The organism is Streptomyces sp. SUK 48, assembly GCF_009650765.1.
GTDB lineage: Bacteria > Actinomycetota > Actinomycetes > Streptomycetales > Streptomycetaceae > Streptomyces.
Window position 1 is genome coordinate 4,331,657 of the sequence record NZ_CP045740.1, and the last position, 13,477, is coordinate 4,345,133.

A 13,477-nucleotide genomic window follows, 5' to 3' on the forward strand; every position below is an offset into this window, starting at 1 on the left:
ACGTCCCGCATCCTGTAGAACGTCCCTGGTGCCGTCCCCGAGTGTTGGGAGAGATTGGGATGCCGAACGAGAGGCTACGTGCTGCCATGGCCGCCGGCGGCTGGACGTACGCCGCCCTTGCGAACAAGGTCGAAGTTGATCCCAAGTCCGTTGAAAGATGGGCCAACTTGGGGCGTACGCCGCGCCGTGCCACGGCCATGCTGACAGCGGAAATACTAGGAGAAGACGTGCACGCTCTATGGCCCGCGCTCCGGCAGGCACGCCCTGCCCGCGCTGTCAGTCCGGAACTTGTTGCCCTCTACGGCCAGCGGGCGGACCTCCCCGTTTCCACCTTCGTGGACATGCTGACCCAGGCGCGCGAGCACATCGACGTGCTGGTGTACGCCGCCGTATTCCTGCACGAGGCGTACCCGCGGCTCAACGACTTGTTGCGAGAGCGAGCGGACGACGGGTGTGCGGTCCGTATCGCGATCGGCGACCCGGACAGTACGAATGTCCAACAGCGCGGCGCGGAGGAGAAGTTCGGCCACGGGATCGAGTCCCGTTGCCGACTTGCCCTCATGCACTACCGCCCGCTTGCCGGGGTACCTGGCATCGAGGTTCGAACCCATGCCACCACCCTCTACAACTCGATCTATCGCGCGGATGACCAGGCACTGGTCAATGCCCATGTCTGGGGCGTGAACGCCTACGGTGCTCCCGTGTGGCATCTCCGGCGCAGCGGGAAGGGCGGCATGTTCGACACCTACGCCAGCAGCTTCGACGCGGTGTGGGAAACCGCGACGCCGGTACGAGAAGGGTGACCATGGCACGGACCGAGTTCTACGACGACCCAGCGGCACCGGAGCCGAACAGCTTGGTGGTCGCAGCGTCCGCCGTGGTCACCGACGACGATGGGCGCATTCTCCTTCAGCGCCGACGGGACAACGATCTCTGGGCGCTGCCAGGTGGCGGCATGGAGATGACCGACTCACTCCCGGGAACGGCCGTCCGCGAGGTGAAGGAAGAAACCGGTCTGGATGTAGAGATCACTGGGCTCGTGGGCACGTACACCGACCCTCGCCACGTCATCGCCTACTCGGACGGTGAGGTGCGCAGGCAGTTCAACGTCTGCTTCACCGCCCGCGTGGTCGGGGGCCGGCTCGCGATCTCGGACGAGTCCACGGAGCTGCGGTTCGTCCAGCCGGAAGAGATCGATCAACTGCCGATGCACCACACGCAGCGGCTGCGGATCCGTCACTTCCTGGAGCGCCGTGAGCGGCCCTATCTCGGCTGATCGCACCTGCGACACTCGGTTTGGGGAGAGGGGCGGGGGCGTTTTGCCGGTGACCAATGGCTTCATCGGTTGGGGTAACGGGCGCGGATGCGCCAGCTTATCCCCGCTGTCGACTGTAGCTACCCCCTACATTTGGCACGACTGTGGCATGCGACCTCCTCATCCCGAACAATCGGCGAGACGGTCGGTATAGCTCCCAACCTCGGCGTGTGGCAGGCGGCTAGCCACTCGTACATAGGACGAACGGAGCTACATGGGTGCACGAGCCATCGGTCGACGCTACGGTGCCGCGCATGAAGATCCGACAATGGGCCGTCCGCGGCGTGACAGCGGTGGCCGTGGGTGGGGCATTGATCATCGTGCGCGCGCTCCAGGGGGCTGTGGCGCGGTCGGGCAGTGCGGGCGGCGGTCCGAGCACTCGGACGCTCTGACATTGGCGCTGTGAGTGCGGCGCGCACTCTCGCGGCGGCGATCCCTTCAAGGTCGACGCGGAGTACAACGCCCAGCGGCACATGTGGCGCAAAGGCGTGGGGCATCCGATGCCGGAGATCTACTCCACCGAAGAGGAACTCGCGTAGTCGGAGTGTCCCGCACGCCAAGTGGGCCCGGTGGTGTCAGTCCGATCACGTTGGCAAACATCTCATGGCCGGCTTTGCTGTACCAGCCGTCCGCACCTTCGATCATGCTGCCACGATCTCCACGAACACCCTTTCGATTGCCAAACGTGTGGTAGGGGTGCGAATCTACAACCTCTTCTAGATCCGCCAAGGGGGGGCCTTGGAAAACGAGGAAGAAAACCTTAATGTCTGGCACGTTCCTGGCGATGAATCGTCGGGAAAGTTCGGGAGTGTCGGCATTGAGCTCAAGAAGGGGCCGAGAGCCTATAAAGCGGCTTACCTGGCACGCTACGGAGACTCAGTCACGGGGGAAGTGAAAAAGCAGGAGCTACGGTTTCGCACGTATAGCTCATCACCTTGGGGGCAGGGGTACGACTTTGATGACGCCTCAAGCTCCTGGTACTGTGAGAATGGAGAAATTCTTCGTCTCACCGCGTTTCTCAATGAACACTTCACCGAGCCTGGCAGCTACCGGGTTATCAAAGATGGCTCCGTCACCGGAAGTATTCTCTCAATCCTAGAAGCAACGGGAATCGACGCGGCAGAACTTGGACGCGCCCTTGCCGAGCGCGGCGACGTTAGTGCCGTAATTTCTGGGCTTGCTTCAACCCCTGCGGGCTTAGCGGCCACAGAAGCAGCCGTCATCGCCCAGCGTCGACAAGTGGTCGCCCATCTTAAGCGACTCGCCGAAACGCCCGGAACCAATGAGACGCAGATGCAGTCTTCCATCGGCGGCAACTACTGGCTCTTCGGCGGAAAATACACAGGCATGGCCAACCGCCGGGACATGACTTACCTCGATCAGCACGACATCCCGCTCATCTGCTCAGACGGCTCCCTGCACATCGTAGAGCTCAAGGGCCCAAATATTCCGCGACTCGTTAAGCGACACCGCAATCATTGGATCGTCGGTAACGACGTACACGAAGCGGTCGGCCAAGCTCAGAACTATCTTCGGGCGCTCGATGAGCAAGGGCTTAACCTCCAAGCTACATACGAGAACGAGCTGGGCGTAAGGTACGACATGAGGCGGGCAAAAGCGACGGTCTTGATTGGTCACCCTGACCACGTGAATGCTCCGCTGGCGACAAGAAGGAGCATTGACCAAGCGATCCGCACTTATAACTCTCACCTAACACGGGTCGAGGTACTTACGTACGCGGATCTCCTAGAGAGTGCTGAGCGAGCTCTCACCTTCGAAGAGGGGATCGCTGAGGATCGCCTCTCCGTAGAAGACTCCGGCTTGGCCGAAGAATCTGATGTATTCGATTTCGACGAGTCCCCGCCCTTCTAGCCACTAGGAACAACGAAGGCCCGAGGTGAACCGCTGTCCGGGCTACTCCACCATGGGTGGTAGGACGGATGTGGCCGGCACGACAGTAGGCTTCTGTGCCGTCGGCATGGGTAGTGGGCCAGCCAAGTGTCGATCCCGAGGGATCTTGGGCCGGGTCAGAGCCAGTGGACCTCGTGTGGACCAGAAGCCTTATCGGAGGCCGGTACGCCGTACCGCTCCGTCCCAGGTAGGTGCGGAGCGAGGGGGTGCCCGAGCGTCACTAAGGGAATGGACTTGGAAACGGTCGTTACAGGCGGTGCCATCGTTCGAAGCTGTCGGCAACGACGCCACGCAGGGACCATTGATCACGATCATCAGTGATCAACCGGGAGGATGGCGGAGCCCTCGCCGGTCACCTCCATGGGGCGCTTGGCGTGCCGTCCGCATCCAGGCCATACGGCCACCGGCTAACGAGGCTCGTCTCCGACTGTCCAGCATTGGCGGCCTCTAGGTACAAGGCTTCAGCCCCGCTGATATCCCCGGCCTCTTCTCGCATGCGGGCCAACTCCAAGACAGCTCGTGTGTCTCCGGCATCAATTGCAGATTGGTACAACTGCTCGGCACCTTTGGCATCCCCGAGCTTCAACCGAGCGTTTGCGAGCAGCTGAACAGCCACGAGGTCTCCAACGTCAGCAGCGCGTCGATATTGGGCTTCGGCTTCCGCACTATCTCCATAGACGTTCTCCAGCGTGGCCAGTAAGAGCATGCCGGTTGTATTGCCACCATCTGCGGCTTGCCGAAACAGGGCCTTGGCTCCTTCGACGTCCCCAGCACTCAACCGAAAGTGCGCGAGCTCGAGTAGTGCGTTGGCATCTCCGGATTCGATGATCTGCTGGTACAGCGCTTCGGCCCCTGAAATGTCAGCGACCGCTAGACGCCGCTTCGCCAGGTAGACAAGTGCGATCGGATCGCCGGAGTCAGCGGCACGCTGGTAGAGAACGTCGGATCCGTCGAGATTAATGACCCGTCCTTGTGCCTGCGCCAGCATGATGTGTACGTCCATAAGCCGGACCAGGCTTACCGGGTCGATGACGTCGGATGCCTTCTCGTACAGTGCCTTGGCGGTCTCGACATCCCCTGCCGCTCCTCGGAGCTCTGCCAAGTCCAAGAGTGCGATCTTGTAACCGGAATTTACGGCTTTCTGGTAGAGGGCTTCAGCCGTGTTGACATCCCCAGCCTCTCTCTGTGTCTCTGCCAGTTTGAGAAGTGCTGGAATGCTACCGGCGTCGGCGGCTCTCTGGTATAGAGCTGTGGCTCCTTCATTATGCCCGTCGCTGTCCTGTTTTTTCGCCAGCTCCATCAGGGCGTCGGGGTGGCCGATGTGAGCCGCCTGCTCGTACATTGCCTCCGTGCCTCTGGCATCCCCTGCACCCTTGCGCATCTCCGCCAGCTCCACGAGAGCCTGTGCGTCACCGACGTCGGCAGCTCTTTGAAAGAGGTGATGGGCCCATTGGAGACGCAGCCTGGAGCGCGCAGCCTTGGCAAGATTGCCGAGGTCGGCAGGCCGGGTCAGGTGGGTGTAAGCGGCGGCCCAGAACGAAGCAGGCGGGCATAGACGTTCTCGCTCGCTACGACCGTGCTGCTCAAGGTAGTCGGCGAGCCGGAATACGGGAGCTACCCCGGCAAGTGGAGCGTCTGCGGACATCCGACTGCTGGGAGGTTGGCGTCGGGGTCGTGGAGCAGTTCGGCGCAGTGGGGCCCGTTTGCCGTGGACTGGGCGAGCTAGCTCGGCGAACGCCGCTTCAGCCCAATCCTCGGTGAGTTCGTCGTAATCGTGGTCGTCGAGGTAGTCGGCGGCAGCATCGATCAGGAAACCCTGGGGAAGGTGTAGCCCGACACCGAGACGCCGTGCGTCCATGGCCGCTGCCAACAGCGCCCTGACGGGTGGCGTGCCGTTCTCGTAGCATCGCAGGAGCTCGGGAGCACCGGCGAGGTTTTGGGTCACTCGCCCGTCGTCACTGGCATGCTTCAGGGCCTGGGCTAGCAGCCCATCGCCGGTCTCGGCCAGTGTGGCTGCTGCGAGTAGCGCCTCTTGGTCGAACGCTTCCGCGACCGTAACGGTCCGACCGGCGAGGAGTTCCCGTGTGCGACTGTGTGGGTCGACCTCGTTCGGGCGCGGTAGGTCTGTGTACTGCATGGCGTACTCGGGCCACAGCGTTCCGAGTACCAGGACTGGTCCGCGTGCGGGTTCGGTCAGCAGGCCATGCACGGCCGCCGCGATTTGCTCACCTACTCGAGGGTCGCCTAGGTAGTGCTGAGCTTCGTTGAGCCAGACGACTGTCCGTGGTAGCACGTGCCGTAGATCCGCGAGGGCGGCGTGAGCTCTCGTGGGGTCGAAGGGGTGCCACAGCCGCCACCCCTCTGCGGCCAGTGGCTGGACGGCTTCCCAGCAGGCCCGTGTCTTACCGGTGGAGGACGACCCGATGAGCATCAGCATTCGGCTCTTGCCTTTACTGACGTGCCGCACGGCCTCCGCGAGAACAAGATCGTGGGCCCGAGACACGTAGCCGGACAACTCCATGCTCAATGTGGGACCAGCGGGGTGCACCTCCAGATCGTGCGGGTGCCACTCGCCGATCGGCCTGCCAGGGCCGCTATCCAACGTTGCCGCAGGCTTGGCTTCGCCGGCAGCCATCCGCCTGAGTGCCAGCATCTCGTCCATCGGCAGCCGCAGGGTCCGCGCCAGGGCTGCAACCGTCGCCGCCGACGGTACCGGGCTGTCGTTCTGGAAGGCTTCTGACACGGTCGTCCGGCTGAGCTTCGCCCCAGCGGCAAGATCTGTCTTGGTCAGGCGGGAACGGGCAAGTGCATCGGTCAACCTCTCGCGCAACTCGGAAAGCGCTGCCGCAGGTTGCACCCGCTTCTCGGCCACCCTCTCGGTCCCCCCTGCTTGAGTGTTCACCGGTGTTCATCTTCGTCCGGTCGTACCACAGCGAACACACATTCCGAGAACTTCGGGGTCGTCAACGCCTATCGGATACCTGGAGTCAGCCGTGTCCCACCTCACCGTTGTTCTCTTCGCCATCTCGCTGGTGGTCCTCGTCGCGCTGCTGGCCGCCGCCGGCGCAGGGAAGCTCGCCCGTCTCGACGGTGCCACCTATCCGACCGCGTTGTTGAGGGCCGCTGCCACTTTTGCGGCAGTTCTTACTCTCGCCGCCGCTTTGACGGGCGCGCTCACGCAGGTCCTCTCCTGAGCCGTCACACGCTGCGCCCTAACCCTCTCCCAACCGTTGTTGCGGTGGTGCCATGTGTTCGGAGCTGACGGCAGCCCTGACGGCAACGACGGCACACAGACGCGCATGATCGGCAACCTCGGCAGTCGGAGTTGAAGGCCGTCGGCACTCTCCGTGGGGAGCTGCCCAATCCTACGGATCAGAAGGTTGCAGGTTCGAATCCTGCCGAGTGCACATCAGACCAGAGGCCCGGAGATATCCGGGGCCTCTGGCGTTAATGGCGGATGCTCGCGTTCATGCGGCGGTACCCCGGGACGGCGGCTCAGGAAGCGATGAGGCGGCTGGTGAAGCCGTCGCGGATGAGGGCTTCGTACGCCCCGCGCACATCGGCCGGGACGTCCTGTTCGATGGCGAACCCGCGCCTCGGGTACTCGATCACCCGCTGGAGATCACCGACGAGCATGTCTACGACGAGCTTCTCGTCACCGATGGACTTCACGTAGTCGTCGAGTTCCGACGGCTCCGACGCGCAGAGGATCTCGACGTCGGGCCACAGTTTGCGGGCGGTCGCGTAGGAGCGCCGTTCCATGTAGGGCTTGGAGACCAGCAGCACGGTGGCCGGGGTGATGCCGGCGGCGGCGAGGACCTCACGGGAGAGGGTGATGTTCTGCCCGGTGTTGCCGGCGGACGGTTCGAGGAGGATCGCCTCGGAGGGGACGCCGAGGCCGATGGCGTGTTCGCGGTAGTGGACGGCTTCGCCGCGTGGGAAGACCTTGGCGGTGGTGGGGCTGTTGCCGCCGGTGAAGATCAGGGTCGGGAACAGCCCGGCGCGGTACAGCTCGGCGGCGCGGGTGGCGACGCCGAGGTCGTGACTGCCCAGGCCGATCGCCACGTCGACGGGCCGCGGCGCGTGGCGCATCTGGTGGTACTCCCAGATCAGCGCGGCCCGGTGCCACTGGTCCTCGGTGATGGCCTGCTGGTTGTCGCCCACGCGTCTCTCCCTGTCACCGTCGCCGGGGGCCAGTCCGGCTCTGTCTCGTGGCCTTGATGCCCTCGATCCTGCGCAGTTGGTGCACGAGTCCGTACTGGGCGGCCGTGCGAATGGCTTGATCGAGGACGAGTAGTCCATCACCCCGGCCCGAGCAGTTCCACAAGCTTCCCGGAGCCCGCCATGAGCGACTGCGGGTCGGGGTGGACAGAGGTGTGCTTCGTGTAGGACAGGTCGCTGCGCCCGGCACGCCGAGGCGGCAGGCGTCCACCGCGCCACCGTGTGGGAGAACGTGAGGAGACCTCAGAAACTCGGACCGGCCGCCTGAAGGCGGGCTCCTGACCACGACGGTGTTGCCGCTGAGCCCGGCTTCCAGCGAGCTTTAGCAGGAGCTCAACGCGCGCGCCCCCGGTTCCAGCCGAGGGCGAAGGACCAGCTCACGTCCGGGTCCGAGGTGAAGCGCAGGGAGCCGGTGGCGGCGGTCCGGGGCATCTGGATCTCGTTCATCGCGGGCAGGACCTCGCCCTTCTCGCACCGCAGCGGGAAGGAGACGCCCGCGGACGGCACCTGGGCGGTCAGCCGGCCCGGGCCCTGGCAGTCGATCGCGATCACCAGGGTCCTGCCCGCCTTGATCCCGCCCGGGATCGGGTAGGTGGCGTCGCCCCTGACCGCGGTGCCGGCGGCCAGGATCTCGATGCCGTCCGAGGCGGACAGCGGGACCCGGTGGACGGACGGGGCGGGAGAGGCCGAGGGTGTGTCGGGGGACTCGGCGGGGGCTGGGAGTGTGGTGAGCCGGGCGGGGCGGGGAGGCTGTGCCGTGCTGACCTGAGCCGGTGCAGCCGGCCGTGGCCAGGGTGGCGACGCACACGGAGAAGGCCAGGCGGATGGATCGTCTGGTCATTGCCATCGGATGTTCGGCACCCCCGGTGCGTCCTTTCACCATCTCTCCCTCTGAGAGGCGGCGTGTGCCACAGAACAGTCACCCCTGTCGATGCGGCCCGGCAGATGAACGCCCTTTGTTTGAGGGAAAGCTGAGGCGTCGGCCCCGCTGTTCCCGGCTCAGGCGATGGCGCGGGCCGCCTTGGGGGATCGGGTCAGGAAGAGGAGGTAGGCGCCGCCTGCGAGGAGGCAGAGGGCCGCGGCCGTCGCCAGGAGGGCCGGGGCGTGCCGGGGGTGGAGGAAGAGGCCCACGGAGAAGCTCAGGAACAGGGAGGCGTTCAGGATCCAGTTGAACGCGGCCCAGGCGTGGGGCTGGGCCGCCGCCGGGACACCCGACCAGATGACCCGGGTGAGGAGGAGGTTGAAGACGCCGTTCCCGATGCCGCCCAGGGCGAAGGCGACGGTGGCGGACCAGAAGGGGAGCCCGAGGCTCGGAAGCCCGATCGCGAGGGCCACCAGCAGATCGGACAGAGGGAGAAGCGCGCGAACGCCGGTGAACCGGCGGGGAGTCACGGCCGCCGCGATCATGGAGGCCACGGCCCAGCAGGCCAACACGACGCCGAGCCCGTGAGCGTCGTAACCCGGTGTCCTGGCCAGCATGAAGGGGCCCGACACGCCCTCCAGGCTGGTGGTGACCAGCATGACGGTCACGCAGAGGAGGCCGAGGGCGCCGAACGCGCCGGGGGCCACCAGGCGGCCGAACCCCGGACCGAACCCCAGGCCGAACCTCGCGGTGGCGCTACGGCCACCCGTCGTGCCGTCGTCCGCCGGAATCCGCGGCGACCAGGCCACGGCCAGCACCAGCAGGAAGGTGAGGGCGTCCAGGGCGAAGGCCGACTTCGCGCCGGACAGGGCCACCACCACGCCGGCCAGCACCATGCCCAGGGCGCCGGCCCCCGCCTTCGCGACGCTCCACCACTTGGCCAGTTCGGCCTGCCGTCCGTCGCTGCGGGCGTGCAGGAGCGAGCGGGAGAACGGCATCGTCAGGGCCTCGCAGGACGCGGCGACGAGAACGCAGGCCAGGACGGCGATCCGGTGGTCCGCCACCGCGGCCGCGACGGCGAACGCCGCCACCTGCCCGATCAGCCCCGCCCGCCACGCCGTCCGCGAGCGGATCCACCCCCGGGAGCTGACGAGCGGGGTCAGCGCCAGGACCGGGATCGTCTGGGCGGCCAGTACGGCGGCGAGGAAGGTCGTCGAACCCGCGCGCACCGCGATCAGCGCGTACGCCACCTGCACCAGCTTGTCCCCGAACTCGGATGCGGCCAGGGCGAGAAGAAGCCCGGCGAGCCCGGCGGGCAGAGCGGCGGAACGGTCTGCCAACGCTGACGCCTCCCACGCTCGCGAAGCCGGCACCCGGAGAGCTGCCAGGGGAGGCTATCCCGCACTCCGACACCACCGCTCCGCAATTTTCCGGCCTCCCGGCCCCGTGCACTGCCGGACGGAGGACCTCGCGGAGCGCCCGGGCCTCGCGGAAGGCACGGACCTCGCGGAACGCACCGGCCTCACAGCCGCCCGTGTGCCCGGTCGCCCGGGCGCACGACCGTCCGCGCGTGGCTGATCGAGCGGGGGTGTGCCCGACGCTCGGGCATGGCCGCGGGCCGCCGGACGCCGGTGTACGCGCTGCCGTGAGCGGTGCGCGTGCCGCCGGCCCCGTCTCCCCCCGGCACTGTCGGACCCACCCCTTACCCTCACGAGTGATGGCACAGACGTGGAGATGCTCCGGGCTTCGCTGGTCCGGCGACGGGCTCGTGCTCGCCTGGGAGGGCGGGCGGGGCAGCGCGCTGGCGTGGGGCAAGCGGGTCGGGTTCGCCGTGCCGGAAGGGGGCGGGCGCGTCTGTGTGGGCGCGCGGGGACACGCGTGCCCGGTGCGGGCGGCCGTGCCGGTGCGCGCCACCGGCGCCCGGTGCGAGGAGTGCGCCCGGCTCGACCGGGCGCACTCCGTGGCCGCCGACACGATCGCCGACGACCCCCGGCCGTACCGGGTGTATCTCGCCTGGTTCGGGCCCGGTCTGGTCAAGGTCGGCATCACGGCCGTCGAGCGGGGTCCGGCGCGGCTGCTGGAGCAGGGCGCGGTCTGTTTCAGCTGGCTCGGTACCGGTCCCCTGATGGCGGCCCGGCGCGCCGAGGAGATGCTGCGGGCCGCGCTGGGCGTGCCGGACCGGATCGCGTACGCCGAGAAGCGGGCGGTGCGGGCGAGGCTGCCGGGGACGGCGGCGGAGCGGGCGGCCGAGGTGCGCGCGCTGCACCGGCGGGCCGTCGCGCTCGACCGGTGGCCGGAGTCGCTGCGGGCCGAGCCCTGCGAGGTGGTCGACCATGTGCGGGCCTTCGGGCTCGACGGCGTACCCGCCGCCTTCGGCGAGGTGACCGGGCTCGTCCCCGGTGGTGCCGTCGGCGGGGAACTGGTCGCGGCCGCCGGTCCCGATCTTCATCTGGCGGTTGCCGGCCGCGGGGTCGTCGTGCTCGACACCCGGCTGATACGGGGGTGGGGACTCGTGCCCGCGCCGCGCGAGGGCGATGAACTCTCCCTGCCCGTGCGGGAGTTCCGCCGGGAGCAGGACGGGCTGTTCTGAGGGGCCGCCCAGGCGTTGTCTGAGTGGTGGCTGTGTGTTTCTCAGGAAAAACCAAGACTGGTGAAACACTCCTCTCAGAGGGCCCCGACAGTGTGGCCGCCATGACCACGACCTCGCCCCAGGGGCGCACCGAACTGCTGAGGCCGGACGGGAGCCCCGTCCGCGTGCTGGTGGTCGACGACGAGACGTCGATCACCGAACTGCTGAGCATGGCCCTTCGCTACGAGGGCTGGCAGATCAGAAGCGCGACGGACGGTCAGGGCGCCCTCCAGACGGCCCGCGAGTTCCGCCCCGACGCCGTCGTCCTCGACATGATGCTGCCGGACATGGACGGTCTGGCCGTCCTCGGCCGGCTGCGCCGTGAACTGCCGGACGTGCCGGTGCTGTTCCTGACCGCCAAGGACGCGGTGGAGGACCGGATCGCCGGGCTCACCGCCGGCGGCGACGACTATGTGACCAAGCCGTTCAGCCTGGAGGAGGTCGTCGCCCGGCTGCGCGGACTGATCCGCAGGTCCGGGGCGACCGACCGGCGCTCCGAGTCCGTGCTCGTCGTCGGCGACCTCACCCTGGACGAGGACAGCCACGAGGTGACGCGGGGCACCGACTCCATCCACCTCACCGCCACCGAGTTCGAGCTGCTGCGCTTCCTCATGCGCAATCCGCGGCGCGTGCTCAGCAAGGCGCAGATCCTGGACCGCGTCTGGTCGTACGACTTCGGCGGCCAGGCCAATGTGGTCGAGCTGTACATCTCGTACCTGCGGCGGAAGATCGACGCCGGGCGTGAGCCGATGATCCACACCCGGCGCGGCGCCGGTTACCTGATCAAGCCCGCCGTGTGATGAGCGCACCGCCCGGGCCCGGACCCGCACCCCGGTCGAGCCCGGCGCGACGGTCCGCCCCGCGGCCGCCCCGCTCCCCCCGGACCCGCTTCCCCCAAGCCCGCTCCCCCCGGGCTCGTTTCCCCCGCACCCGCTCCCCGCGCACCCTGCGCACCCGCCTCGTCGTCGCCTCCGTCGTCCTGATCGCCGTCGTCTGCGCGGTGATCGGCACCGTCACCACCCTGGCCCTGCGCTCGCACCTGTACACCCAGCTGGACGGCCGGCTGGACGAGGTCGGCAAGCGGGCCTCCGGCGCCTTCGCCCCGCCGGGACAGGGCAAGGGGCCCGGCGGACCCGGTGGCGGACAGGCGCCCACGGGTATCGAGCTGGGCCAGTTCGTCGCCCTGGGCCCGCAGCCGCAGTACACGGTCGTGGCCGTGGTGAGCGACGGCACCGCGACCGAGGGCAAGGTGGGCCGCAAGTCGAGGTCGGCGCCGTACACGAGCGCCCACGACCTGGACGAAGCCCAGCTCGCGGCCCTCGGCGCCGTCCCCGAGGACGCCCGCGCGCACACCCTCGACCTCCCCGGCCTCGGCAGCTACCGCGCCCAGTACGCCACCGGGCCCAACGGCTCCTTCTACGTGGCCATTCCGACCGGCGACACCGACGGCATCATCAACACCCTGATCCTCGTCGAGGTCTGTGTCACCGCCGCCGGACTCCTCGCGGCCTGCCTCGCCGGGACCGTCATCGTCGGTGTGGCCACCCGCCCGCTGCGCAGGGTCGCCGCCACCGCCACCCGCGTCTCCGAACTGCCGCTGCACACCGGCGAGGTGAACCTCAGCGAGCGCGTCCCGGACGCCGAGTGCGATCCGCACACCGAGGTCGGACAGGTCGGCGCCGCGCTGAACCGGATGCTCGACCATGTGCACGGCGCCCTGCAGGCCCGGCAGCGGAGCGAGACGCGGGTACGGCAGTTCGTCGCCGACGCCAGCCATGAACTGCGCACCCCCCTCTCCTCCATCCGCGGCTACGCCGAGCTGACCCGGCGCGGCCACGAACAGGTCGGCCCCGACACCCGGCACGCCCTCGGGCGGATCGAGTCGGAGGCCGGGCGGATGACCCTGCTGGTGGAGGACCTGCTGCTGCTCGCCCGCCTGGACGCGGGCCGGCCCCTGGAGTTCGGGCGGACCGATCTGGTGCCGCTCGTCGTGGACACCGTCAGCGACGCCCGCGCGGCCGGCCGGGACCACGTCTGGCGGCTCGCGCTGCCCGACGAGCCCGCTTCGGTCCGCGCCGACTCCGCCCGGCTCCAGCAGGTCCTGGTCAACCTGCTGGCCAACGCCCAGCGCCACACCCCGCCCGGTACGACCGTCACCACGCGGGTGCGCCGGCAGGGGCCGTCGGTCTGCGTGGACGTCGAGGACGACGGGCCCGGGATTCCGGACGAGTTGCTGCCGCATGTCTTCGAGCGGTTCGCGCGCGGGGACTCGGCGCGGACGCGGGCCACCGGCTCCACCGGGCTCGGGCTCGCCATCGTGCAGGCCGTGGCGGCGGCGCACGACGGCTCGGTGAGCGTGGAGAGCGCGCCGGGCCGGACCGTGTTCACCCTGCGCCTGCCCGCGCTCGGCACCCGCTCCGTCACCGGTCCCGACGACTGCGACGGCACCAACTCCTTTACGGAACAAGCCACTTCGCACTCACAGCCGTACCACAGCACCACCACATCGATGCGACAGGGCGGCTGACAAGAGTCGGTT

11 protein-coding genes are annotated in these 13,477 nt (G+C 67.9%); 7 read left to right on the top strand and 4 right to left on the bottom strand.

The window, feature by feature from the left end; all coding sequences use genetic code 11:
• The first annotated feature begins 59 nt into the window (after nucleotides 1-59).
• The 3 genes from GHR20_RS18760 (at nucleotide 60) to GHR20_RS18770 (ending at nucleotide 3,187) form a co-directional block, all read left to right on the top strand.
• The gene (locus GHR20_RS18760) at nucleotides 60-803 is read left to right on the top strand and encodes a helix-turn-helix domain-containing protein (protein ID WP_153813831.1); all 744 of its coding nucleotides are present in this window, start codon (nucleotides 60-62) and stop codon (nucleotides 801-803) included.
• 2 nt (nucleotides 804-805) lie between these two features.
• Nucleotides 806-1,276: an NUDIX domain-containing protein gene (locus GHR20_RS18765; protein WP_153813832.1), complete on the top strand. Its 471-nt coding sequence runs from the start codon at nucleotides 806-808 to the stop codon at nucleotides 1,274-1,276.
• Between the two features lie 777 nt (nucleotides 1,277-2,053).
• On the top strand, nucleotides 2,054-3,187 hold the full coding sequence (locus GHR20_RS18770; protein WP_153813833.1) for a Shedu anti-phage system protein SduA domain-containing protein: 1,134 nt from the start codon (nucleotides 2,054-2,056) through the stop codon (nucleotides 3,185-3,187).
• A 391-nt stretch (nucleotides 3,188-3,578) separates the two neighbouring features.
• On the opposite strand, the gene GHR20_RS18775 is transcribed toward GHR20_RS18770, so the two are convergent.
• Nucleotides 3,579-6,098 carry a helix-turn-helix domain-containing protein gene (locus GHR20_RS18775; protein WP_194858918.1) on the bottom strand — a complete coding sequence of 840 codons (2,520 nt, stop codon included), beginning with the start codon at nucleotides 6,096-6,098 and terminating at the stop codon, nucleotides 3,579-3,581.
• Between the two features lie 121 nt (nucleotides 6,099-6,219).
• Between GHR20_RS18775 and GHR20_RS18780 the strand changes: the two genes are divergently transcribed.
• Nucleotides 6,220-6,420: a hypothetical protein gene (locus tag GHR20_RS18780; RefSeq protein WP_243878072.1), complete on the top strand. Its 201-nt coding sequence runs from the start codon at nucleotides 6,220-6,222 to the stop codon at nucleotides 6,418-6,420.
• Between the two features lie 301 nt (nucleotides 6,421-6,721).
• On the opposite strand, the gene GHR20_RS18785 is transcribed toward GHR20_RS18780, so the two are convergent.
• The 3 genes from GHR20_RS18785 to GHR20_RS18795 form a co-directional block, all read right to left on the bottom strand.
• Entirely contained in the window at nucleotides 6,722-7,390 is a 669-nt protein-coding gene (locus tag GHR20_RS18785) for a YdcF family protein (protein ID WP_153813835.1), read from the bottom strand.
• A gap of 390 nt (nucleotides 7,391-7,780) precedes the next feature.
• The gene (locus GHR20_RS18790; RefSeq protein WP_153813836.1) at nucleotides 7,781-7,999 is read right to left on the bottom strand and encodes a hypothetical protein; all 219 of its coding nucleotides are present in this window, start codon (nucleotides 7,997-7,999) and stop codon (nucleotides 7,781-7,783) included.
• A 447-nt stretch (nucleotides 8,000-8,446) separates the two neighbouring features.
• Nucleotides 8,447-9,649: a hypothetical protein gene (locus GHR20_RS18795; protein ID WP_153813837.1), complete on the bottom strand. Its 1,203-nt coding sequence runs from the start codon at nucleotides 9,647-9,649 to the stop codon at nucleotides 8,447-8,449.
• A gap of 377 nt (nucleotides 9,650-10,026) precedes the next feature.
• On the opposite strand from GHR20_RS18795, the gene GHR20_RS18800 reads away from it, so the two are divergent.
• The 3 genes from GHR20_RS18800 (at nucleotide 10,027) to GHR20_RS18810 (ending at nucleotide 13,465) form a co-directional block, all read left to right on the top strand.
• Nucleotides 10,027-10,899, top strand: a complete 873-nt coding sequence (locus GHR20_RS18800; protein WP_153813838.1) for a DUF2797 domain-containing protein — start codon at nucleotides 10,027-10,029, stop codon at nucleotides 10,897-10,899.
• Between the two features lie 101 nt (nucleotides 10,900-11,000).
• Nucleotides 11,001-11,738, top strand: a complete 738-nt coding sequence (locus GHR20_RS18805; protein ID WP_161214726.1) for a response regulator transcription factor — start codon at nucleotides 11,001-11,003, stop codon at nucleotides 11,736-11,738.
• Nucleotides 11,738-13,465: a HAMP domain-containing sensor histidine kinase gene (locus GHR20_RS18810; RefSeq protein WP_153813839.1), complete on the top strand. Its 1,728-nt coding sequence runs from the start codon at nucleotides 11,738-11,740 to the stop codon at nucleotides 13,463-13,465. The genes GHR20_RS18805 and GHR20_RS18810 overlap by 1 nt, the downstream gene beginning before the upstream one ends.
• Nucleotides 13,466-13,477 lie beyond the last annotated feature (12 nt).